The following is a 23,750-nucleotide window of genomic DNA, read 5'->3' as shown; positions in this document are numbered from 1 at the left end:
GGCATGCTTTCCAAAACCCGTCGCCCGTTTCGCCTGCAATCATGGCAGTCTCACGACATTGCGCAAGCGGAGCGTTGGAAGGGTCAGGATTCCAGCATGTCCTTTACGATCGTGGCCAATTGCTTGAGCGAAAACGGCTTCGGCAAGAAGCCGAAATGCGCGTCGGCCGGCAAGTTCTTGGCGAACGCGTCTTCGGCATAGCCGGACACGAAGATAAACTTGATGTCGGGTTGCCGTTTGCGCAATTCGCCAAGCAGCGTCGGGCCATCCATTTCCGGCATCACCACGTCCGACACCACGACGTCGACCTTGCCGCCGAGCGCTTCGTAGACTTCAAGCGCCTCGACGCCCGACGACGCCTCGTGGACGGTGTAGCCGCGCGATTTCAGCGCCCGCATGCCGCCCATGCGCACGGCGTCCTCGTCCTCGACCAGCAGCACCGTGGCCGAGCCCGACAGATCCTTGGCTGAGTCGGCGATCTTGGCAGGGGCGGCCGGCACTTCTCCAGCCTCGCCCGCCGTCCTTGCCTCCGCAATGTGCCGCGGCAGGAAGATGCGGAACACGGATCCCTTGCCGACTTCGGAATCGCAGAAGATAAAGCCGCCTGTTTGCTTGATGATGCCATAGACCATGGACAGGCCGAGGCCGGTTCCCTTGCCAACCTCCTTTGTCGTGAAGAAGGGCTCGAAGATCTTTTTCAGCACATCAGGCGCGATGCCGCTGCCGCTGTCCTCGACCTCGACCAGCACATAGTCGGCCGGAGTGAGTTCGCGGTAGGAAAAGGTCTTGCATTCCCCGGCGCTGACGTTGCGGGTGCGCACCGTGAGGTCGCCGCCGGCCGGCATCGCATCGCGCGCATTGACCGCCAGATTGACCACCACTTGCTCGAACTGCCCGATATCGACCCTGACCGGCCACAGGTCGCGGCCATGGTCGATCTTGAGCTTGATGTCGTTGCCGACCAGCCGGGCAAGCAGCATCCTGAGATCGGCGAGCACGTCGGTCAGGTTGAGCACCTCCGGCCGCAGCGTCTGCTTGCGCGAGAAGGCCAGCAACTGCCGCACCAGCGAGGCCGCCCGGTTGGCATTCTGCTTGATGTTCATGATGTCCGGGAATGACGGATCGGACGGCCGGTGGTTGGTCAACAGCAGGTCCGAGGCCATGATGATGGCGGTCAGCACATTGTTGAAATCATGCGCGATGCCGCCGGCGAGTTGGCCGACCGCCTGCATCTTCTGGCTCTGCGCCATCTGGCCCTCGAGGGCCTTTTGCTCAGTGGTCTCCACGGCATAGACGATGGCCGATTCCTCGGCGCCCTCGCCACCGGTACCGTCTGCGACCGCGTTGACGTAGAAGCGTATGTGGCGCTCCTCATTGCCGGGCAGCACCGTATCGATCGGCTCGATGTCAGCCTGTTGCTGGCGTGCCTTTTCAAAGGCCGCGGCGAAAGCCGGCCGGTCGCGCTCGTGGATCACCGTATCCAGCCGCACACGCCGATCGACCGCGTCGCGGTCGACGACCGAGGAAAACAGCGACAGGAATGGCGCATTGGTGCGCAGGATGCGGCCGGCATGGTCGACGCCGGCTATCGCCATCGGCGTCGAGTTGAAGAACCGCGTGAAGCGTATTTCCGATGCGCGGAGGTCGGCCGAAGCGTCCTCGCCTTGCGTCCGGTTGAGCACGATGGTGCGAGTCGGGCCGTTGAGACCCTCTCGGCTGGCCGAGACACGATGCATGAAGCGCACCGGCAGCGCCTCGCCGGTCATCGTCGTCAGATCGAGGTCGATAACGGCATTGCGGGTGGTACCAGCGTCGGCCTTGACCGAACGGACCAGCGCCATGCCGTCCCCGGCGACGATCTCCGGCAGCGTGATGGCGCCGGGAGTGAAGCTGGCCAGGTCGATGCCCAGCCACTCCGCAAGGGTCGCGTTGATATAGGTTACGCGGCCTTCCTGGTCGGCCGAAAAGAAACCGGCCGGCGCATGGTCGAGGTGATCGATCGCCTTTTGCAGGTCGAGAAAGAACCGCTCCTGCTCGGCCCGTTCCTGCGAGATGTCGGCAAGCTGCCAGGCAAGCATGGGCAGCCGCTGGCCGGGAACGCTGAAGGCGCGGGCCCGAACGCGGTACCAGCGAGCGCCGGGTTCGGCGCCTGGCCGAATGGACTGCGCGAGCCGAAACTCGCCGTCGCCAGGCTGGCCGTCACGCAGGCCTGACGCCAGCCGGTATATGGTCACCGAGGCCTCGGGAACGTCTGAAAGCAAACCTTCGACGGTCTTGAGGTCGGCGGCCGACTCGGCACCCGTCATATCGGCATAGGTCCGGTTGGCGTAGATGATACGGCCTTTGGTGTCGGTGACCAGGAGACCTTGCGACATCGAATCGACGAAAGCTTTCGACAGTTCGTCGCTTGTCGAGCGCGGCGTGATGTGCACGAAGCCGATCGCAGTGGCGAATAGAAAGCCGACGCCGATCATCGCCAGCACGCCAAGCATGCCAAGCAGGAATGGATCGCCAAGGCGCTCGCGGAAAAGGCCGAAGACGATCGCTGCCCCAGTCAGGACGACGATGAAGACGATGAGCCGGGTGACCGCTCCCGGTCGCGTGTTCTGGTCGACGATAGGTACCGGATAGAAATCGCCGCGCGCTTCCTTGGCCATGTGCCCCCTGCTCGTGAATTCCGGTGTCGGTTGAATCATATTCTCAGGGTTGGGAAAAGGCCCGGCTGCAGATGTCCGCTAAAAATGACGCCGTTCGGCTCCCGGCGTTTCAAGCTGTTCACGAAGCGTGAAAGGCAACTTGCGGTGGCCTGCCGCAACAGTCTAGTGTCGCTTCTCTTCGAAAGCTGATTTTGGGGGAACCAATGCTGCAATGGCTGGATGGCGTGGCGGGTCCTGGTTATGCCGCAGCAATCCTATGGACGTTTGCAGTACTTGTCCTTCTGCTCATCATTCTTCTTATCATCAGGCTGGTCCGCAGCCTGACGTTCGGGACATTCGTCGCCGGCGGCAGGAACCGCAAGACGCGGCTGGCTGTCATGGATGCCACAGCGGTCGACAGTCACCGGCGGCTGGTGCTGGTGCGCCGTGACGATATCGAGCACCTGCTATTGATCGGTGGTCCGACCGACGTCGTCGTCGAGCGCGACATCAGGCTCTCGGCGTTGCGGCGCCCGGCATTGACCGGAGACAACGGCCACCAGCCGGCAGCAAGGTCTGCTTCGACCACAGCCGCGCCGGTGAGGCAAGCGCCACCGCAGCCGGCAAGCGTAACCGCGACCCCTGTCCGAGCCCGCCAGACGGCGACGATGCCGGCAACAATGCCGGCGCCGGCGCCGAAACCGGCATCGAACGTCACGCCGTTGCCAAGTTATGGATCCGTCAACGCCAGTGCCTCGCGGCATGCGCAGCCGCCGGCAAGACAGGACTCCCCGGCAAGATACGAGCCGCCGGCACAGCACGAGTCGATTGACGATGCGCTGATGAAGGAGCTGGAGGTTTCCCTCGACGAGCCACGCTTCAGCCAAACGCCGAGCAAGCCGGTGGCGAAGGCATCACCCTCTCTCGACGACGAGATGACGAAGCTCCTCGGCGAGTTGTCCAATCAGAAAAGATAGGCCGATAGCGAACGGCCAATGAAAATGGCCGGAAAACCGGCCATTGTGAACGCTTTACCGATGCCGCTGTTTTTCCCGGCGACTCAGTCGTCGCGGTAGACCTTCTCGCGCCGCTCATGGCGCTCCTGTGCCTCGATCGACAAGGTCGCGATCGGGCGCGCGTCGAGCCGCTTCAGCGCGATCGGCTCGCCCGTCTCCTCGCAATAACCGTAAGTGCCTTCGTCAAGGCGCTGGAGGGCCGAATCGATCTTGGAGATGAGTTTTCGCTGGCGATCGCGGGCGCGAAGTTCGATGGCGCGGTCGGTTTCTGAGGAGGCGCGATCGGCGAGGTCGGGGTGGTTGGCGTTTTCCTGCTGCAGGATTTCGAGAGTTTCGCGCGCTTCGCGCAAGATGTCGTTCTTCCAGGTGACGAGCTTCATGCGAAAGTAGGATTTCTGCCGCTCGTTCATGAACGGCTCGTCTTCGGAGGGTACGTAATCGGCGGTAACGATGTCGTTCATTCGACTCACCCAACAAACCCCAAATTTGGCGCCTATATATTCGCGGACCGAAAGCTGCACAAGGTCAATCGACGACAGTTTCACGCAATTGTTAGTCTCGGACAAAACGGCATCGGCGATGCCCTTTTTGCGAAGAATACGACCGAATCCGTACATGATTCGCTATGCTTGAGGGGCGCTTGCCATTGCGCACGGAGCTCTTCTGATGGCAAATCCTGCGGCGTGCTGACGGGTTCGGTGCCCGGCACAACGGGGATCCGGTGACCAGACTGTACCTGCTGAGGCATGCGAAGGCCGGCTGGGCGCTGCCTGGTGTGGCTGACTTCGACCGCCCGCTCGATCCATCCGGCTTCGCCGATGCCGAAGCGATGGGCGTCCTGATGCGTTCCCGCAAATACGCACCGGCCCTCACCCTTTGCTCAAGCGCCAAGCGCGCCCGCCAGACGCTGGAAAGCCTGGCTGGCCACACGGACACGGGCCGGGTGCTGTTCTGTGACACCCTCTACAGCGACGATGCCGCCGCGTACCTCACTGCCATCCGGCAGAATGGCGGGCTGGATGCCTTGCTCGTCATCGGCCACAATCCGATGATTGAGGATCTCGCCATGGCGCTCTCGGGCGACGGCGACGAGACCGCGCGGGTCATGCTGAACCACGGCTTCCCGACCTCCGCACTTGCGGTGGTCCGGTTCGACGGCAGACTTGCCGAGGCTGCGCCAGGCACCGGCTATCTCGGAGCCTTCCTGACGCCTGCCGATATCTGAGGCCATTTCAAAGCCGCGCATCAAAGCCTATATCGGATCCTGACCGGCCCGCGAGAACAGATTTGCCATCAGCGCTGACGACTTTTACCGACGAGGCGAAGATTGCCTTGGATACGTTGTCAGGCCGCGCTGCCGGGCTTTTCGCTCCGTCGCTGCGTCTTGGCGTGACCGGGCTGTCCCGCGCCGGCAAGACGGTGTTCATCTCGGCCCTTGTGCACAATCTCGTCCATGGCGGACGCTTGCCGCTGTTTGAGGCACAAAAATCGGGGCGCATCGCCCGGGCTTTTCTCGAAGAGCAGCCGGACGACGCGGTCCCACGCTTCCAGTACGAGGATCACATCGCGGCTCTTGTCGACGATCGCGTCTGGCCGGATTCGACGCGTGCGATTTCCGAACTGAGGCTCACCATCGAATACGAATCGGCCTCTGGCTGGAGCCGCATGTTTTCCGCCGGCAAATTGTCGGTCGACATCGTCGATTATCCCGGCGAATGGCTGCTCGACCTGCCGCTGCTCGGCAAGTCCTACGCCGATTTTTCGCGTGAGGCCTTCGAGATGGCCGTGTTGGCGGTGCGTGTCGACCTTTCGCGGGAATGGCGGGCGCTCTCCGATCCGGTCGACCCCAACGCCGAGGCCGACGAGATGACGGCGCGCCGTCTCGCTGAGAGCTTCGCGGCCTATCTCAAGGCCTGTAAACTCGACGAGCGGGCGCTTTCGACCTTGCCGCCCGGCCGCTTCCTGATGCCCGGCGATCTTGAAGGCTCGCCCGCTCTCACCTTCGCGCCGCTGCCGAATCTGGGCGGCCGGCGCGCCCGCTCGGGATCGCTGCAGGCTATGATGGAGCGGCGCTACGAGGCTTACAAGACGCATGTCGTCAAACCGTTTTTTCGCGAACACATCACGCGTCTCGACCGCCAGATCGTGCTGATCGACGCATTGCAGGCATTGAATGCCGGCCCCGGTGCGATGGCCGATCTAGAGCGCGCGGTCACCGAAATCCTGTCCTGTTTCCGGCCCGGCCGGGGCAATTTCCTGACCGACCTGTTTTCGAGGCGTATCGACCGTATATTGGTGGCCGCGACCAAGGCCGACCATCTGCACCACGAAAGCCACGACCGGCTGCAGGCGATCGTGCGGCGGCTAGCCGACCGAGCCGTGGCGCGGGCGAATTTCACCGGCGCCGACGTCAACGTCGTCGCTATGGCTGCCATGCGCGCGACCCGGGAAGGCACGGTCAAGCAGGGCCGCGAGACTTTGCCGGTCATTATCGGCATGCCGTTGCGCGGCGAAAAAATCGATGGCGAAACCTTTGACGGAAAGACAGAAACAGCCATATTTCCCGGTGACTTGCCGGAGAAAGTTGATGCGGTGTTCGATGTTTCCGAATCGACCCGCCGGCAGAACGATGACGACCCCGCGATCCGCTTCGTGCGCTTTCGCCCGCCGAAACTCGAGCGCACCGCCGAGGGCGTCACGCTGTCGCTGCCGCATATCAGGCTCGACCGCGCGCTGCAGTTCCTGATCGGAGATCATCTCGCATGAGTGCGCCCCGCAGACCGGCGGCCTTTCGCATCGAGCCGGAGCCCCAGCAGAAGGAAGATTCGACGGCTCACCATGCTGCGTCCGGGGCCGCGCCGGCGCGAAAGCCGCGTACCGTGACGGCGGATCTTGCCGTGGTCACACCGGCGGAGATCGACGTCTTCGACGAGCCTGATATCGTCGCCGCCGAACCGCCGCCGGCGATTGCGCCGCGAAAACGTTCGCTGCTTGGCAGCCTGTTCTTCGGCGCGCTGGGCGTTCTGGTTTCGCTCGCCGTCGGCCTCTGGACCGACCAGCTGATTCGCGACCTGTTCGAGCGCGCCGAGTGGCTGGGCTGGCTGGCTGCCGCTATGGCCGCGATCGCCATCCTGGCGCTTCTGATCATCCTCGTGCGCGAATTCATGGCGATTGCCCGCCTTGCCGAGGTCGAAAAGTTGCAGAAGCGGGCGCTCGATGCGATTGCCCGTGACGATCCGAAGGCCGCCCGCGCCGTGGCCGACGAGTTGTCGGTCTTTGTCTCGGCCAAACCTGAAACCGCGGCCGGCAGGCGCTCGCTGGCCGAATTGCGCGGCGAGATCATTGACGGCGGCAATCTGGTGCGGCTGGCCGAGACCGAGATACTCGGCCCGCTCGACGCCCGTGCCAGGGTGATGATCCTCGAAGCGGCGAAGCGCGTCTCCCTGGTGACCGCGGTCAGCCCCCGCGCGCTGGTCGACGTCGCTTATGTCGTGTTCGAAGCCGGCCGGTTGATTCGCCGGCTGTCGGAGCTTTATGGCGGCCGCCCCGGCACGCTTGGCTTTTTTCGCCTGGCGCGCAGCGTTCTGGCCCATCTCGCGGTCACCGGGTCGATCGCCGTCGGCGACAGTTTCGTCCAGCAGATCGTCGGCCACGGCCTTGCCGCCCGGCTCTCGGCCAAGCTCGGCGAAGGCGTCGTCAACGGCATGATGACTGCGCGCATCGGCATTGCAGCGATGGAAACCGCAAGGCCCCTGCCCTTTTACGCGGTCAGGCGGCCCGGATTGGGCGATTTCCTCTCCGCGCTGACCTCCTTTGCAGCAAAGAAAGAAAAAGAAACATCCGCTTCCGGAACGTGACTATTGCCTTGGGGTGACAAAGCATTAACCAATCTTGTCCATGGTCGGAAGCGTCCAAACCAGTCTCTTTGTTGCCGGGTGTCGTCGATGAAAAGCGTTATTCTGTCCAGCGGGCTGCCCGTGGCGCTCGCGCTTGTCGCAACCGTCGGCATTGCCGGAAAGACCTCGGCGGCGGAACCGGACAAGCAGTTCTTTCGGTCGGTCGAAGGCAAATGGGTCGGCCCCGGGGAAATCGTTGCCGGCAAATACAAGGGCACGAAATTCACCTGCAGCTTCATCGGCTCGACGCCTGACGGCAAGGTCGGCATGTCGCTCGACGGCGGCTGTCGGGTAGGCATGTTCACCCAGCAGATGTCGGCAACGATCGAACACAAGGGCCGGCAGGGCTACAAGGGCAGCTTTATGGGCGGGGCCGCCGGCTCCGGCCTCGACATTATCGGCGGCAATGTCGTCGATGCGCACAAGGTGGTTTTCACCATCAATCGCAATCAGTTGCGCGGCGTTATGCAGGCGCTTGTCCCCGACGACAATTCAATGACGGTGACCGTTGCCGTGCGCGTCGACCAGCTGCTGGTCCCGGTCATCGGCATGAAGTTGAAGCGGATCGATGCAGTCGAGGTCGGCTCTGTAACTCCGAACTGAGCTTTCGGCGTGAAAAAGGCGGCGGCCAAACGGCGCCGCCATCTTTTGATTTGCAAATAAGTGCTCAGCCCTTGATCGCGGCAATCACCTCGTCATAGGCCTTGCAGGCCTCGGCTGCTGTCGTGCCGCCCTGATACTTGGTTGTCACCGCCTGAAAGGGCCGCGACTTGATCGACGCTCGCCCTTCACTGGCCGAAGCCGGGCGTCCTTAGCGCCGGACTGCTGGAACAAGCAACGCGCGGGAGCCCATTATCCTGTTCGGTGCGCCTGCAATATCGCCTTCACAACGCGCCGGATTCGCACTGTTCGATCCGCCCCGAAGCCCCTATCTTGGCCGCTTGTTGCAAGAGAGCGGAACGGCAGGCATGGCGGCAGAGGCATCGAACGGCGATCTGATCCAGGTGGTGGCGCTGCTTGCCGCCGGCGTCGTTGCGGTGCCGATCTTCAGGCGTATCGGACTTGGCTCCATCCTCGGCTATTTGACGGCCGGCGTCGTGATCGGTCCGTTCGGGCTGCGCATTTTTTCCGAATCGGAAGCCATTCTTCATGTCGCCGAACTCGGCGTCGTCATGTTCCTGTTCATTATCGGGCTGGAGATGCAGCCGTCACGGCTATGGGGCATGCGCCGCGAGATTTTCGGGCTTGGCGCGCTGCAGGTCGGCGTCTGCGCGGTCCTGCTGACCGGCGTCGGCCTGGCGGGAGGTTTCCCGATCGCGCAATCCTTCGTCGCCGGCGCCGGTTTCGTACTCACCTCGACGGCAATCGTCATGCAATTGCTGGAAGAACGCGGCGACCTGGCCACGCCCAAGGGCCAGCGCATCGTCTCGGTCCTGCTTTTGGAAGACCTGGCCATCGTGCCGCTGCTGGCGCTGATCGCCTTCCTCGCGCCGGGCGGCGCCGACATGAGCCTGTCGGATCGGTTGACGGAGGTCGGCATCGGCCTTGCCGCGATCGTCGGGCTGGTGCTTGCAGGACGCTATCTGCTCAATCCGTTCTTCCGTATCCTGGCGGATGCGCGCGCCCGTGAGGTGATGACCGCAGCCGCCCTTCTGGTCGTGCTCGGGTCGGCGCTCGCCATGCAGCTTTCCGGCCTGTCCATGGCGATGGGCGCCTTCCTGGCCGGCGTGCTTTTGTCGGAATCGACCTTCCGCCATCAGCTGGAGGCGGACATCGAACCGTTCCGTGGCATTCTGCTCGGACTGTTCTTCCTCGCCGTCGGCATGTCGCTCGACCTGCATGTGGTCGTCGTCAACTGGCAGCTCATTGCCATCTATGTCGTCGCCTACATGATGATGAAGGCGATCGGCATCTATATCGTCGCCCGCATTCTCAAAACCGGCCACCGGGAAGCGCTCGAGCGCGCGGTCTTCATGGCGCAAGGCGGCGAATTCGCCTTCGTCCTCTATTCCGCAGCGGCGGCTGTCGGTATCATCGATAGCCAGGCCAATGCGATGCTGACCGCCATCGTCATCATTTCCATGGTGCTGACGCCCTTAGCGATCATAGCATTGCGGTATCTGACGCCACGCGACGAGCAGTCGCTTGAAGGCGTCGATGTCGCCGAAGGCCTGACCGGCAGCGTGCTGATCATCGGCTTTGGCCGGTTCGGCCAGATCGCCAGCCAGCCGCTTTTGTTGCGCGGGATTGATGTGTCGATCATCGACAATGAGGTCGAGATGATCCAGGCGGCGGCCGATTTCGGCTTCAAGGTCTATTACGGCGACGGCACGCGGCTGGACATTCTGCGTGCCGCGGGAGCCGGGCGCGCACGCGCCGTCCTGATCTGCGTTGACAAGCCCGATGCCGCCGTGCGCATCGCCGAGCTCATCAAGGCGGAGTTTCCATTGCTGACGGTGCTGGCGCGGGCTTTCGACCGCGGCACGGCATTGCAGCTCATTCGTGCCGGCGTCGACTATCAGCTCCGCGAGACGTTCGAATCGGCGCTTGTCTTCGGCGGCTCGACACTGGAAGCTCTCGGCGTCGATCCGGAAGAGGTCGCCGAGGTAGTCGAGGACGTCCGCCGCCGCGATGCTGCCCGTTTCGAACTTCAACAGGCAGAAGGCATCCGCGCCGGGCGGCGCTTCCTCAAAGGCAATATCGGCACCCCCATCCCGACGCCGCTCAGCACGCCACGGCGCGTGGGCCAGGCGCTCAACGAGGAGACCGCCGGCGTGCTGCAGAAATCCGAGCCGGCCGATTAAACGTTGGAAAGACGCGAATGATGAACGAACTGGACGAGCGCGCTGTCTCCATCACCAGATTCTGGCGCGACGCCGGGGAGGACGCGTGGTTCGAGAAGAACGACGCCTTTGATGCCGACTTCCGCACCCGGTTTCTCGATTTGCACTTTGCCGCCGCCCGCCGCGAATGCGACGGCTGGTCCGAACACGCCGAAGGGTCGCTGGCACTGATGATCCTGCTCGACCAGTTTCCGCGAAACTGCTTTCGCGCCACCGGCCACATGTACGCCACGGACCCTCTGGCGCGGCATTTCGCCGGGAAAGCGATCGCTGCCGGCCATGACCTGGCACTCGACGAAGAGCTCCGCGTTTTTCTCTATCTGCCCTATGAGCATTCGGAGGACCTCGCCGATCAGCTCAAATCGGTAGAGCTTACCGCCGCCAAAGCCCCGATCTATCTGAAATATGCGATCGAGCATCGGGACATCATCCAGCGCTTCGGCCGCTTTCCGCATCGAAACAGGATGCTTGGCCGCGAGACGACACCGGACGAACAAATGTTCCTCGACGGAGGTGGGTTCTCCGGCTGATTTCAGGCACCGATGGCGACAGCATCAGGTTTTCCACCAATCCCGGCCTGACGCCAGCCGTTCAATGCCCGATGTGTCGACGGCGGCCAGCCGCTCCGATACGCTCTTGCCGTCGACCACAAGCTCCGGCGCAATTTCTGCCAGCGGCGCCAGCACGAAGGCGCGCTCCAGCATGCGCGGATGCGGCACCTCCAGTCCGGTCTCGTGGATGATGCGGTCGCCGAACACCAGAATGTCGATATCGATCAGGCGTGGACCCCAGCGCTCCTCGCGCACCCGCTTCAGTTTTCGCTCGGCGTCGAGGCAAAGGTCGAGCAAAGCCCGCGGCGCGAGCGCGGTCGAGATTTCGGCCGCCGCGTTGAGGAAATCCGGCTGATCGAGCTTGCCCCAGGGCGGCGTGCGGTAGAGCGACGAAACGGCAACGACGCGTGTTCTCTCGTTGGCATCCAGAATGCCCAGTGCCGCAGCCATCGACTTCGCCGGATCACCGAGATTGCCGCCAAGGCTGAGATAGACGGTGTTGTTGTTGTTACTATTCTGGCCAGACAACGGTCACCTCGACATGATCGAGCACACCCGGCACCGGGGCGTTCGGCTTGCGCACGGTGATCTCGGCCTTCTTGATCTGCGGAAACCGCGCCGTCAGCGCCCTCGCCACTTCGAGCGCCAGCGCTTCGATCAGAAAGCGCCGTTCGCCGGTAATGATCTTCTCGATGACCGCAAAGGCGATGCCGTAATTGACGGTGTCCTCAATGGAATCCTCGACCAGCGCCCGCCCGGGATCCACCATGAGTGCCGCATCGACATAAAAGCGCTGGCCGAGCGTCTCTTCTTCGTCCAGCACACCGTGCCGGGCAAAGAAGGCGCAGTTCTTCATGCGGATGACATACATGGCTCAGCTTTCCCCGATCTCACGTGCCAGCATAGCATCGGCGATGGCCAGCGCATCCACGTTGATTGCGACATCGTGGACGCGAAAGAGATGCGCGCCTTTGAGCCTCAGGATGACGCTGGTGGCCGCGGTCCCGGCGCCTCTTGCGGCTGCGTCGCGGCCGGTGACGGTGCCGATAAAGCGCTTTCGCGATGTGCCGGCCATCAGTGGAAAACCCAGCGCATGAAGTTCCGAAAACCGTGCCATCAGGTCAAGATTTTCCGCTGCCGCCTCCTTGGCAAAGCCGAAGCCCGGATCGAGCACGATATGATCGTCGGCAACACCGCTCCGCCGCGCGATTTCCAGCGACTTCCTGAGGAAGAAGAGCTGATCGGCAATCACGTCGGGCAGTTTCTGCCGGTCCCGTCCCGTGTGCATGACGACAAGGCCAGCGCCGGTTTCGGCCGCGACGCGGGCAATGCCCGGCTCGCGCTGCAGGCCCCAGACGTCATTGACGATATGCGCGCCGGCTTGGACGGCAAGCCGGGCCGTATCCTCGCGATAGGTATCGACCGAGATCAGCGTTCCGCCGGCCTTCACCAGCGCCTCGATGACGGGCAGTATGCGGGTTTGTTCCTCCTTTGCGGAGACCGCAGACGCCCCGGGACGTGTCGATTCTCCGCCGATGTCGATGACGGAGGCCCCCTCCTCGACCATGCGGCGCGCCTGGGCCACTGCCTTTTCCGGCGCATCGAACAGGCCGCCGTCGGAAAAACTGTCCGGCGTAATGTTGAGGATGCCAACGACCACGGCCTTGCCGCCAAGGTCGAGATGGCGTCCGTGCGCCAACTGCCATCGCCCTGTCATCATTGCCCATCAACCATGTTCGATCCCGCGGCGTGGCGGGGGGATCAATTCCGTTGCGCCGAGGACGGCGGTAAAGCAAGGTGGGGAAAGAGGCAACACGATGAAACGATCCCTCCTCTGCACCCTGATGCTCGCTCTGACCGCATTCCCGGCCGGCGCTGCAACTCTCGTCAAGACATATAGTTATTTCCCGATCGGCGGCAGGACGCTCGACGACATCGAGACCCAGCTGTCGAAACTCGGGCCTCAGGTGAAAAGCACCGGGTCGCGGCATCCGGGAGCTACCCAGATGGCGTTCACCACCCGCGTCAGCTATGCGCAAAAGCCGGGCTCGTGCTGGATTGCCGACGCTGTCGTCACCGTCAAGGTCAAGGTCATCCTTCCTGAGTGGCTTCGCCCGCGCAAAGCCGATGCCGGCGTCAGGCTGTTCTGGGATACGTTGTCCGCCGACATCAAGCGCCATGAGGAACGCCACGTCGAGATTGCCAAGAACCACGGCCGCGAACTAGAAGACGCCTTGAAGGCGAGCTACCCGGAAAAGACCTGCGAACTGGCAAAGGCCCACGCCGCAAAAATCACTGCGGCCATGCTTGCCAAACACGACCAGGACCAGATGCGCTTCGATCGCGTCGAAAGCGCCAATTTCCAAAGCCGCATCCTGCGGCTTTTGCACTATCGCATCGAGCGCATTGAGAACGGCCGACTCGCTCCCGGCTGAACTCCGCGTCGTCGGACAAAGCCAATTTTGCCGAAACATAGTGCCAGCTTCGGAAAACTTTCGAGCCGCTGTCGAAATCGGCCTATAGCGAACGACATATGCCAGGTTCGCAGGGATCAGCCTCCGGCAAACGCCAATCGGCGTACTGGATGCTTCCCAGCCCGTCGCGGACGTGCACGCAGGCATAATGGATGAACGGATATGGACCAGGCTGTCGACAAGCAAACGATGGTGGAAACCAGCGCGCCGCTGACCGAAACCGAGAAAAACGCCATCATCGGCGGCGTGCTTTTGTCGATGCTGCTGGCGGCGCTCGACCAGACCATCGTCGCGCCGGCGATGCCGACGATGGCACGTCTGCTCGGGCATGCCGAATATCTGCCATGGATCGTGACCGGCTATCTTCTGACCGCGACCGCCGTGGCGCCGCTCTACGGCAAGATCTCCGATATTTATGGTCGCCGGCCGACCGTCTATGCTGCAATCCTGATCTTTCTCGCCGGCTCGCTGGTCAGCGCCACGGCCCCTAACATGCTGGTCCTGGTTGTCGGCCGGGCGATCCAGGGCGCCGGTGGCGGCGGCCTGTTCGCCCTGACGCAGACCGTGATCGGCGACCTCGTGCCGCCGCGCGAGCGGGCCCGATACGCCGCCTGGATCTCGGGCACATGGGCCGTCGCCAGCATCGCCGGGCCGCTGCTCGGCGGCACCTTCGCCGAACATCTGCATTGGTCGCTGATCTTCTGGATCAACATTCCGCTCGGCCTGCTGGCCATGGCGATCATCAACAACCCGCTCAAGAAGCTGCCGATCGCCGCAAAACATCACCGCATCGACGGCCTCGGCGCGCTGCTTCTGGTCGCGGCCACCTCGCTGCTGCTGCTTGCCTTGAACTGGGGCGGCAGCGAGTATCCGTGGCTGTCGCCTGAAATCCTTGGACTGCTCGCCTGCTCGGCGGTGTTCTGGAGCGCGTTCGCGCTGCGGCTCATGCGCGCGGCCGAACCGCTGATCTCGCTCGAAGTGCTCGGCAATCCGATCGTTCTCGCCGGCACATTGTCGATGTTCCTGCTGCAGGCCGCCAATGTCGGCTTGTCGGTCTATCTGCCGGTCTACCTGCAATCGGTCGTCGGCCTGTCGGTCAGTCAATCGGGCACCGCGTTGCTTGGGCTGATGCTCGGCACGGTGGCCGGTGCGACCTTCAGCGCGCGAATGATCCCGCACTTTTTCCACTATAAGCGCATTGCCATGATCGGAACTGTTTTCTCGATCCTGTGCCTCGGCGTGCTCAGCCTGGTCGCCGGGCATGCCTCACTGTTGCTCGTCGAGGTGTTGACGACCTGCGTAGGCCTGGGCACAGGCACGACCTTTCCGGTTGCCACCGTCTCGGTCCAGAACGCCGTCGATCGTATGCACCTTGGCGTGGCGACCGGCGTTCTCACCTTCCTGCGCTCGCTGGGCAGCGCGCTTGGCGTCGCTATGCTCGGTGCCGTCGCCCTTGGTTACGGGCTGCCGCTGGCCAGCGAAGGCACGCAGCCGGCCGGCCATATCGCCTCGGCCATGCCGTTCGTGATGATCTTTCTTGCCGCGGCCGCGATCTTGCTGTTGTCGCTCATCACGCTCTGGCTGATGCCGGAGAAAACGCTTCGCGGCCATGCCGAGGCTGTGGCCCCAACCCTGGCCGAATAGACCTGTCCGGCGAAATCCGGCGAGCTTCAGTCGACCACGCCGAGCTTCTTGTGCAGGCTGGTCGACGAGGTCGTATACTGGAATACGATGCGCTCGCCGGGGCTGATGATGCGCTTGGCTGCCTGCGCCATTAGAGCGACCTCATGGAAGCCCGACAGGATCAGCTTCAGCTTGCCGGGGTACCAGTTGATGTCGCCGACGGCGAAGATGCCGGGCACCGACGTCTGGAATTTTTCGGTGTCGACCGGGATCAGGTTCTCGTGGAGGTTGAGCCCCCATTCGGCGATTGGGCCGAGCTTCATCGTCAGGCCGAAGAACGGCAGCATCCGCGTGCACGGCACTTCGACATCGCCCTCCGGCCCCTTGATCGTGGCCGAGACTAGCTGGCCGTCGCTGCCGGTCAGGCCAGTCACCTGTCCAACCTGGAATTCCAGCTGCTTCATCTCCTGCATGGCATACATCTTGTTGACACTGTCGGGCGCTGCGCGGAATTCGGGCCGCCGGTGCACCAGCGTCACGCTCTTGGCGACCGGCTGCAGGTTCAGCGTCCAGTCGAGCGCCGAATCGCCACCGCCGACGATGAGGAGGTCATGGCCGCGAAAGTCCTCCATCCGGCGCACCGAGTAGAACACGCTCTTGCCTTCGTAGGGTTCGATGCCTGGAATCGGCGGCCGCTTCGGCTGGAACGAACCGCCGCCGGCGGCAATCACCACAATTTTGGCTTCGAACACCTCGTTTTCGTCGGTAATGACGCGGAAGCTGCCGTCGTCCAGCCTTTCCAGGCTCGAAACCATGCGGCTATAGGTGAATTCGGGCTTGAACGGCGCGATCTGCTCAAGCAGCTTGTCGACCAGGCCTTGCGCCGAGATCGAGGGCCAGCCCGGAATGTCGTAGATCGGCTTTTCCGGGTAGAGTTCGGCGCATTGCCCGCCGGGCCGGTCGAGTATGTCGATCAGATGGCACTTCATGTCGAAGAGGCCGAGCTCGAATACGGCAAACAGGCCGACAGGCCCTGCCCCGACAATGAGTACGTCCGTCTTGGTGATAGCGGTCATGAAGCATGCGCCTTTATGGGAAAACGGCGCGACACTGCATGACCATTGGTCCGCTGCCAAGCGGCAGCCGCAAAAATCGGCTTCAGCCCTGGCGGGCCGGCACGCGCACGACCAGCCCGTCGAGAGCGTCGCGCACCTTGATCTGGCATGACAGCCGCGAGTTCGGCTGGACCTCGTAGGCGAAATCCAGCATGTCCTCTTCCATGGCTTCCGGCTCGCCGACCTCCGCCGTCCAGGCTTCGTCGACATAAACATGGCAGGTCGCGCAGGCGCAGGCGCCGCCGCATTCCGCTTCTATTCCCGGCACCGCATTGCGGATCGCATTTTCCATGACGGTCGAGCCGTTTTCGGCATCCACGTCAAAATGCGTGCCGTCATGGGCGATGAAGGTCAGTTTGGTCATTTGTCACCTGAAGGGAGTCTGAGCCGACATAATCACTCTGCCGGACAAGTCAACTGCGGCGCCAAAGCGCCCGTGCGTGGCGTCTTTGGGATAAGTCCTATCGGCTGATGGCGGCGACGAAGTCGCGCACTTCTTCGATCAGCGAGCCAAGCCGCTTCAGCGTGCTGGCGTCTTCGGGCCGGCATTCGATCGCGCTGGCGCAATCGGCAATGGCGAAGGCGCCGACCCCGCGCGCCGAACCTTTGAGCCCGTGTGCCAATAGCAGCCGCTGCCTGACATCCGCATCGACGATCTTGTCGCGCACCGACAGCGCCTGCTGCACGAACAGAGTCAGCACCTCCTGCTCGAGGCTCCGATCGCCCATCGTCTGGCGCGCAAGATGCGCCAGGTCGATCGGCCGCGCCCCGGCTGTCCCCGACACGTCGCCACCGGGCATCGAAAAGGCAATGCCGTTTTCGCCACGTATCACTTTGAGACTCCGTTCTTCGACCGCCGCAAAAACTAGGCGTATCCGGTGGACAACGGGTTAATGATTGGCCCGGAAAAATGTCGCGATAACGGCGCCGGAATCACGGCTGTGTTAACCTTATATTTAAAGTTTTACGTATCGGGCGGAATGCATGTTTTCTTTACCCGGCTGTGTCATTACGATACGACAGGTCCATTTTCAGCCTCCTGCGTGGGACACGCTAGGCAGAATCAATAAGCACAACCATAAGTCCCGCGGCAGCTTGTACAGGGTAGCGAAGGCATGGCGAAGAAACCAACGACGACAAGAACGCTCGACAGCGACGTAGCCAGGGAACTTGAAAAGGCACTTGATATCGATCTGAGCGGCGATGCCGGCGGCGACTTCGACATGGCTGCATCCATGGAAGATCTCGAAGCACAAATATCGCAAGCCGCCGACGAACTGGCGCGCGAAGGTCGCAGCCAGAACGAAGCGCCTGCCCCGGACCAGACCCAGAACGCGGCACCTGCCGCCAATCAAGGCCAGATCGCAAATCCCGCGCCAAAGGCCAAGCCGGCTGAGTTGCGTCCTGTCGCAACGCGCAATGGCTCCCAGCCGGCAGCTTTCTCGCCGGCCAACGACGATCGTCAAAAAGACTATAAGACGCTCCTGCACACCCTCAATCGCCGCGCCTCGAACACGATCTACTGGGTCGTGGCTTTCGTTTCGCTGGCCTGGATCGCCGGCGCTGGCGGCCTTGCGAACCTGTTGTTCGGACCTGGCATCTGGAACATCCGCACCTTCGATCAGTTTTTCGCCCGTCCGGAGCTGATCGGCCTGGCGGTCGCGGCAATAGTGCCCGTCATCCTGTTCTGGGCATTCGCAGTGATGATTCGCCGCGCTCAGGAGATGCGCCTTGCCGCGCAGTCGATGACCGAGGTGGCCTTCCGTCTGGCCGAGCCGGAAAATCTTGCCCAGGATCGCGTCATGATGATCGGCCAAGCGGTTCGCCGCGAGGTGGCAGCCATGGGCGAAGGCATCGAACGCACGCTTGCGCGTGCCGTCGAGCTCGAAACGCTGGTCCACAGCGAGGTGAACCAGATCGAGCGCTCCTATTCAGAGAACGAGTCCCGCATCCGCTCGCTGGTCGACGGGCTGGGCAGCGAGCGCGAAGCGGTCGTCACCCATGCCGAGCGCGTGCGCGCCTCGATCACCGGCGCCCACGAGACACTGAAAGACGAGATCAACGCCGCCAGCGATATCATTCGCGACAGCATTCTCAACGCCTCGACCAAGCTGTCGATGACGATCAACGAATCCGGCGACACGCTGATCGACAGGATCAACGGAAGCTCGATGTCGATCTTCGATTCGGTGGAAGGCCGGCTCGAATCGATCACCGATCGGCTGTCGACGTCGGGCGAGGCCTTCGCCAGCCTGCTCGACACCCGGATCGCCAAGCTGACGGACACCACCGACGGCCTGACGCGGTCACTGACCGACCTGCTCGACGACCGCACGAGCGGCATGGTGTCGCTGCTCGGCGGTGCCGCCCGCACACTCAATTCGGAATTCGAAGCCAGTCTCAACGGCATCGAGCGGACGCTTGCTGAACGTGGCCAGGCGCTGATCAGCGAGTTCCAGACCCGCGCCGAGGCGCTCGACACCGGCACGCAGAAGCTCAACGCCGCGCTGGAGGCTCGCGCACGCCAGATCAACGAGACGCTGGTCGAGCGCGCCCGCGAAATCGCCCACACCTTCCAGGATAGCAAGGAGACGCTGTCGGCGATGATCGATCAGGGCAAGACCCAGATCGGCGCCGACATGGCCGACATCATTTCATCGACCTCGACCATGCTTGAAGCCCGCGCCGGCGATTTCGCCGGGCGCATGGAAGCGGCGCGCCATGTCGTATCGCGTTCGTTCGATACGGACATCGAGCGGCTTGCCGATGCTCGCGCCGGCATCGAGGAAGCCGTCGAGAACCACAGCCGCAAGCTTTCCGAAAGCCGCGACCGGATGGCGGCGGCAATGCAGGCCGATCTGGCGAAGTTCGCCGAAGGTCGCGCCGAAATCGACGCAGCGGTGGCTAACCAGGTGCAGAAGCTAGCCGAAGGCCGCGGCCTGATCTCGCGCGCCCTTGAAGAGGATCTGCGCAAGGTCAACGAATCGCGCGCAGCGATCGACGCTTCGCTGGGCAGCCATCTCGAAAGCCTTGAAGAGGGTCGCAACAGGCTTGCCCAGGCCTTGAACGAAGACTCTGGAAAACTCGTGCAAGCCCGCACGATAATTGATGAAATGGTTGCCGGGCATGTCGGCAAGCTCGCCGAGGGCCGCAGCATCCTTTCGCGCGCGCTCGAGGCCGACCTCGGCAAACTGGCAGAGAGTCGCGCCAGCATCGACGGCCTCGTCGCCGGTCAAGTCGAAAAGATCGCCGAGGGTCGCGCCATACTCGCCAGTGCGCTGGAAGCCGACATCGCCGGCATCAATGGCCTCATTGAGGCCCATTCGGCGAAATTGGCGCAAGACCGCAGCGGGCTTTCCCAGTCACTCGATAACGACCTGTCCGACATCAGGAGCCTGATCGCCGATCATTCTGGCAGGCTCGCCGACGACCGCAGCCTGCTTTCGAAGACGCTTGAAGACGATCTTGCCAAGCTGGCCGAAAGCCGGTCGAGCATCGATGGGCTGGTTGCCGGCCAGGTCGAGAAGCTGGCCGAAGGCCGCGACATCCTCAAGCGCGCGCTTGAATCGGACCTAAACGCGATCAAGGGCGTCATCGCCAGCCAGTCTGAAAAGCTGGCGGAAGACCGTGGCCAGTTGTCGCGGGCACTGGAGAGCGACCTGGAGGCTGTGCGGGGCGTTGTCTCCGATCACATGAACAAGCTCGCCGAAGACCGTTCGACCCTTTCGAAGGCGCTCGAAGACGATCTCGCCAAGTTGGCCGAAAGCCGCTCGAGCATCGATGTGATGGTTGCCGGCCAGGTCGAAAAGCTGGCAGAGGGCCGCGACATCCTCAAGCGTGCGCTCGAAGCCGATCTGAGCACCGTCAAGGGCGTCATCGCCAGCCAGTCCGAAAAGCTGGCGGAAGACCGTGGTCAGCTGTCGCGGGCACTGGAGACCGATCTCGAGACCGTGCGGGGCGTCGTCTCCGAACATATGAACAAGCTTGCCGAAGACCGTTCGGCCCTGTCGAAAGCGCTCGAGGACGATCTTGCCAGGCTGGCAGAGAGCCGTTCGAGCATCGACGGGCTGGTCGCCGGCCAGGTCGAGAAGCTGGCTGAGGGTCGCGACATCCTCAAGCGCGCCTTGGAAGACGATCTTGCCAAGCTGGCCGAAAGCCGCTCGAGCATCGACGGACTGGTTTCCGGCCAGGTCGAGAAACTGGCCGAAGGCCGCGATATCCTCAAGCGCGCCTTGGAGGCCGATCTCAACACGATCAGGGGCGCCATCGCCGATCAGTCGCAGCTATTGACCGATAATCGCGCGCAGTTTTCGCGTGCGCTGGAAGCCGATCTCGGCAACGTCAACAGCCTTGTCGCAACCCACGCAGAGAAGCTCGTCCAGGACCGCTCGACCCTGTCGAAGGCGCTCGAGGACGATCTCGCCAAGCTGGCCGAAAGCCGCTCGAGCATCGATGGGCTGGTTGCCGGCCAGGTCGAGAAACTGGCGGAAGGCCGCGACATCCTCAGGCGCGCGTTGGAAGCCGACCTGGAGAGGCTTGCAATGAGCCGCAGCGAGGTCGACGAGATTGTCGCCGGTCATGTCGGCAAGCTGAGCGAGGGTCGCGACATGCTGACCCGCGCACTGCAGGACGATCTCTCCAGGCTCGCCGAAACGCGCAAGGATGTCGACCGTTCGCTGTCCGGCCATATCGACCAGATCGCCGCCAGGAGCACCGACATCTCCGATGCGATCGCTGCGGACGTAGAAAAGATCGAGCAGGCGTTCAGCCGGCAGACAGGCATCATTGAAGAGCGCGCCAGCACAATGGAGCGGGCGCTGTCGACGGGTGTCGACAACGTGCGCAGTGTGCTCGAAAGAAGCGCGGTCTTCGTCGCCGGCGCGCTGCGCGAGAAGGTCATGGAAGTTACCAGCGCGCTGCATGAGCAGGCGGGCGCGGCATTCAGCGATGCCGACCGCAAGATCGCCGAGCGCGCCGAGCAGACCTCGGCCGCCCTGCTCGCCAGGGCGGAGGACATCGCCCGCACCTTTGAAGAGGCGGATCGTCGCCTCGCCGCCCGCGCCGAGGATACGTCGAGCGCACTGATTGCCCGCGTCGACGACACGTCGAACAGCTTGCTCGCGCGTGCCCAGGAAACGGCCGATCAGCTGGCAGCCAGAGCAAGTGAGATTGCCGGCACCTTCGACGCGGCGGACCACAGGCTGGTCTCTCGCGCCATCGAAACGGCCCAGTCGCTGGCGGCGCGTGCCGGCGACATCCTGCGCAATTTCGAAACAGCCGACGAGCGGCTGGGCGTGCGCATCGGCGAATCCGCCGAAGCGCTCGCGGCACGCGCGTCGGATCTCGGCCGCATTTTCGATGCCGCCGACCAGCAACTTATTTCGCGCATTGCCGAGGGCTCCGAAGCACTTTCGGCCCGTGCGTCCGAGATCGGCCGCATCTTCGAGGAGGCCGATCATCGCCTGGTGTCCCGTATCGCTGACAGCAGCACCGCAATCGGCGAACATGCCGACACCATTGTCGGTGCCTTCACCAGCACCGAGCAGCGGGTTGCCGAACGCGCCAGGCAGACTGGCCAGGAACTCGCAGTCCATGCCCGTGAAATCGAGCAACTGCTTGCCGGTGCCGACGAACGCCTGGCATCGAGTGCTGCCGCCACTGCGGCCCGCGTCGAGGAGCAGGTCGCCAGCGTCGAGAACCGCCTCGCTTACTCCGCCGAGACAATGGGCCAAAAGCTCAACGAACAAGTCTCGGGTGCCGAAGCGCAACTGGTCTCGCGTGCCAACACCATCGCCGAAACCTTCACCGCGGTCGGCCAGCATATCGGTCAGAGCACCAATGACGCTGCAAAGACCATCGGTGCCAATACTCGCGAGCTCAGTACGATGCTTGCGGCCCGTTCGGCAGAAATATCGAAAATCCTGGACGAGACGGCGCGGCCTCTGGTCGAGCGCTTCGCCCAGGGCGGCTCCGAGCTGCAAAAGAGCATGGAAGAGGTCACCGAACGTGCGACCGAGAAGCTGCGCAATCAAAACGCCGCCCTCGTCGACGCCATCGCCAGCCGCACGGCCGAAACCCTGTCGGCCGTCGAAGGCGCGCGCTCGACGCTTGCCGACAGCGTTGCCGACCTCATCGGCCGCATGACCACCTCCAGCTCGCAGCTCGGTCAATTGATCGAGCAGGCGGCGACCAATCTCGGCCAGGTCGACGAACGCCTGACCGGGAGCACGCAAAGCTTCGCGGCGACCACGGAAAAGACCGCGCAGACCTTCGCCAGTTCGGCGCGTCTGGTCGATTCGAACACGACGCGGCTCACCGAGCTGTCGTCGTCGACCTTGCGCGAGGTTGCTTCAATCGCCACCAAGTTCGACGAGCACAGCCGGTTGCTTTCCAGTGCCTCGGACCTGTTGAGCTCGGCCCAGAGCAATCTTGAGCACACGCTCGAAAGGCAATCGTCGCTGGAGGACCTTGCCGTCGGCCTTGTGAAGAAGTCGGAAGATCTCGAAAGGGTCATGCGCTCGTTCGAGAATCTGGTCGGCCAGACGCTGCAGAACGCCGAGGGCAAGACGCTGGAATCCGCCGACAAGATCCGTACCGCGATTTCCGAAGTGGTCGATTCGGCAACCAAGCGCTTTGCCGATGCGACCGAGGAGATGCGGCGTACCGCCGGCTCGATCAAGAGCGAGCTCGACCTCACCCGGGCCGAGCTTAAGAAAGGCGTCATCGAGATGCCGGAAGAGGCAAAGGAATCAACCACGGCTATCCGCCGTGCCGTTTCAGAGCAGATCAACGCGCTGAAGGAACTTTCTGAAATCGTTGCGAAATCTGGCCGCAGCGCCGACAGTTCGGAACAGCGCAACCTGCGTCCGGCGCCGCAAGCGCCTGCCGCACGCCCCGCCGAACCGCCACGTCGCCCGGCTCCGGCTCCCGAACAGCGCCGTGCACCGCAGGCGCCTTCGGGCGAGACGGCGCTGCGCGGCACGCTCGACCTCGAACGTCCCGCAGACCAAGCGCCGCGCCAGCGCGACCCCAACGGCCGCACGCCGCAGGGCGGTTGGGTGCGTGACCTCCTGACCGGTGCATCGCGCGAAGACGACGCCAAGCCGGCAGCGCCTGCCGAAGCGCCGCGCCCGGCTCCCGCTGCGCGTTCGCCGCTTCATGTCGTGGAATCGCTGAACTCGCTCTCGGTCGATATCGCACGCGCCATCGATCACGACGCCTCGATCGAGTTGTGGAACCGCTACCGGCGCGGCGAGCGCGACGTCTTCACGCGCCGACTTTACACGCTGAAGGGCCAACAGACGTTCGACGAGATCCGCCGCAAATATCAGTCAGAGGCGGAGTTCCGCGCTGCTGTCGATCGTTACTGCGACGATTTCGAAAAGCTGCTCAAGGACGTGTCGCGCAACGACCGCGACAACATCATGGCGCAGACCTACCTGACGTCGGACACCGGCAAGGTCTACACCATGCTTGCCCATGCCAGCGGCCGTCTGCACTAAGCGGCGGGACAGGAAAACAGAAAGTGCACTCTGCCCTTTCTGCTTAGACCCGATACTGAAAAAGATAGTCCGCAAATCTCCTGATTTGGTCGGA

Annotated in this window: 18 protein-coding genes; 10 read left to right on the top strand and 8 right to left on the bottom strand. The window is 63.1% G+C overall.

What is annotated here, in order from left to right; translation table 11 throughout:
• Positions 1–83: 83 nt before the first annotated feature.
• Entirely contained in the window at positions 84–2,657 is a 2,574-nt protein-coding gene (cckA, locus tag NKH93_RS18115) for a cell cycle histidine kinase CckA (RefSeq protein WP_352971227.1), read from the bottom strand.
• Positions 2,658–2,860: 203 nt separating this feature from the next.
• Between cckA and NKH93_RS18110 the strand changes: the two genes are divergently transcribed.
• Positions 2,861–3,613, top strand: coding sequence for a hypothetical protein (locus tag NKH93_RS18110; protein ID WP_352925254.1), 753 nt, complete (start codon positions 2,861–2,863; stop codon positions 3,611–3,613).
• 83 nt (positions 3,614–3,696) lie between these two features.
• Here the strand turns inward: NKH93_RS18110 and dksA are convergent, their stop codons facing one another.
• A complete protein-coding gene (gene dksA, locus NKH93_RS18105) occupies positions 3,697–4,113 on the bottom strand; it encodes an RNA polymerase-binding protein DksA (protein ID WP_023674847.1) in 417 nt (138 codons plus the stop codon).
• Positions 4,114–4,373: 260 nt separating this feature from the next.
• Here dksA and NKH93_RS18100 point away from each other — a divergent pair, with 260 nt between their 5' ends.
• The 6 genes from NKH93_RS18100 to NKH93_RS18075 all read left to right on the top strand — a co-directional run bounded on the left by NKH93_RS18100 (position 4,374) and on the right by NKH93_RS18075 (position 10,921).
• Positions 4,374–4,877, top strand: coding sequence for a SixA phosphatase family protein (locus NKH93_RS18100; RefSeq protein WP_352971222.1), 504 nt, complete (start codon positions 4,374–4,376; stop codon positions 4,875–4,877).
• A 62-nt stretch (positions 4,878–4,939) separates the two neighbouring features.
• Positions 4,940–6,418: a YcjX family GTP-binding protein gene (locus tag NKH93_RS18095; protein ID WP_352502493.1), complete on the top strand. Its 1,479-nt coding sequence runs from the start codon at positions 4,940–4,942 to the stop codon at positions 6,416–6,418.
• Positions 6,415–7,509, top strand: a complete 1,095-nt coding sequence (locus NKH93_RS18090) for a YcjF family protein (RefSeq protein WP_352770349.1) — start codon at positions 6,415–6,417, stop codon at positions 7,507–7,509. The genes NKH93_RS18095 and NKH93_RS18090 overlap by 4 nt, the downstream gene beginning before the upstream one ends.
• Positions 7,510–7,596: 87 nt before the next feature.
• The gene (locus tag NKH93_RS18085) at positions 7,597–8,151 is read left to right on the top strand and encodes a hypothetical protein (protein ID WP_352816669.1); all 555 of its coding nucleotides are present in this window, start codon (positions 7,597–7,599) and stop codon (positions 8,149–8,151) included.
• 365 nt (positions 8,152–8,516) lie between these two features.
• A complete protein-coding gene (locus tag NKH93_RS18080) occupies positions 8,517–10,352 on the top strand; it encodes a monovalent cation:proton antiporter-2 (CPA2) family protein (protein ID WP_352682898.1) in 1,836 nt (611 codons plus the stop codon).
• A 20-nt stretch (positions 10,353–10,372) separates the two neighbouring features.
• On the top strand, positions 10,373–10,921 hold the full coding sequence (locus tag NKH93_RS18075; protein ID WP_352448961.1) for a DUF924 family protein: 549 nt from the start codon (positions 10,373–10,375) through the stop codon (positions 10,919–10,921).
• A gap of 24 nt (positions 10,922–10,945) precedes the next feature.
• On the opposite strand, the gene folK is transcribed toward NKH93_RS18075, so the two are convergent.
• From folK to folP, 3 genes are read right to left on the bottom strand one after another with little or no spacing between them, the layout of a single operon-like run.
• Positions 10,946–11,470: a 2-amino-4-hydroxy-6-hydroxymethyldihydropteridine diphosphokinase gene (gene folK, locus NKH93_RS18070; RefSeq protein ID WP_352471720.1), complete on the bottom strand. Its 525-nt coding sequence runs from the start codon at positions 11,468–11,470 to the stop codon at positions 10,946–10,948.
• Positions 11,454–11,813, bottom strand: coding sequence for a dihydroneopterin aldolase (folB, locus tag NKH93_RS18065; RefSeq protein ID WP_352471721.1), 360 nt, complete (start codon positions 11,811–11,813; stop codon positions 11,454–11,456). The genes folK and folB overlap by 17 nt, the downstream gene beginning before the upstream one ends.
• Positions 11,814–11,816: 3 nt before the next feature.
• On the bottom strand, positions 11,817–12,662 hold the full coding sequence (gene folP, locus NKH93_RS18060) for a dihydropteroate synthase (protein ID WP_352471723.1): 846 nt from the start codon (positions 12,660–12,662) through the stop codon (positions 11,817–11,819).
• 97 nt (positions 12,663–12,759) lie between these two features.
• Between folP and NKH93_RS18055 the strand changes: the two genes are divergently transcribed.
• On the top strand, positions 12,760–13,377 hold the full coding sequence (locus NKH93_RS18055) for a DUF922 domain-containing Zn-dependent protease (RefSeq protein WP_352971217.1): 618 nt from the start codon (positions 12,760–12,762) through the stop codon (positions 13,375–13,377).
• A gap of 201 nt (positions 13,378–13,578) precedes the next feature.
• Positions 13,579–15,060 (top strand): MDR family MFS transporter, encoded by a 1,482-nt coding sequence (locus NKH93_RS18050; protein WP_352971214.1) that lies wholly within the window; start codon positions 13,579–13,581, stop codon positions 15,058–15,060.
• A 26-nt stretch (positions 15,061–15,086) separates the two neighbouring features.
• On the opposite strand, the gene NKH93_RS18045 is transcribed toward NKH93_RS18050, so the two are convergent.
• From NKH93_RS18045 to NKH93_RS18035, 3 genes are all read right to left on the bottom strand, one after another.
• Entirely contained in the window at positions 15,087–16,115 is a 1,029-nt protein-coding gene (locus NKH93_RS18045; RefSeq protein WP_352925259.1) for an NAD(P)/FAD-dependent oxidoreductase, read from the bottom strand.
• An 82-nt stretch (positions 16,116–16,197) separates the two neighbouring features.
• A complete protein-coding gene (locus tag NKH93_RS18040) occupies positions 16,198–16,518 on the bottom strand; it encodes a 2Fe-2S iron-sulfur cluster-binding protein (RefSeq protein ID WP_023674833.1) in 321 nt (106 codons plus the stop codon).
• Positions 16,519–16,615: 97 nt separating this feature from the next.
• Positions 16,616–16,984 (bottom strand): Hpt domain-containing protein, encoded by a 369-nt coding sequence (locus NKH93_RS18035; protein WP_352971317.1) that lies wholly within the window; start codon positions 16,982–16,984, stop codon positions 16,616–16,618.
• 285 nt (positions 16,985–17,269) lie between these two features.
• On the opposite strand from NKH93_RS18035, the gene NKH93_RS18030 reads away from it, so the two are divergent.
• Positions 17,270–23,656: an apolipoprotein A-IV repeat region-like domain-containing protein gene (locus tag NKH93_RS18030; protein WP_352971211.1), complete on the top strand. Its 6,387-nt coding sequence runs from the start codon at positions 17,270–17,272 to the stop codon at positions 23,654–23,656.
• Positions 23,657–23,750: the final 94 nt, after the last annotated feature.

The organism is Mesorhizobium sp. M0954 (assembly GCF_040319155.1).
In the GTDB taxonomy this organism is placed as follows: Bacteria; Pseudomonadota; Alphaproteobacteria; order Rhizobiales; family Rhizobiaceae; genus Mesorhizobium.
Note: the sequence above shows the minus strand (reverse complement) of the source record. Positions and strands in the feature narration are given on the sequence as shown.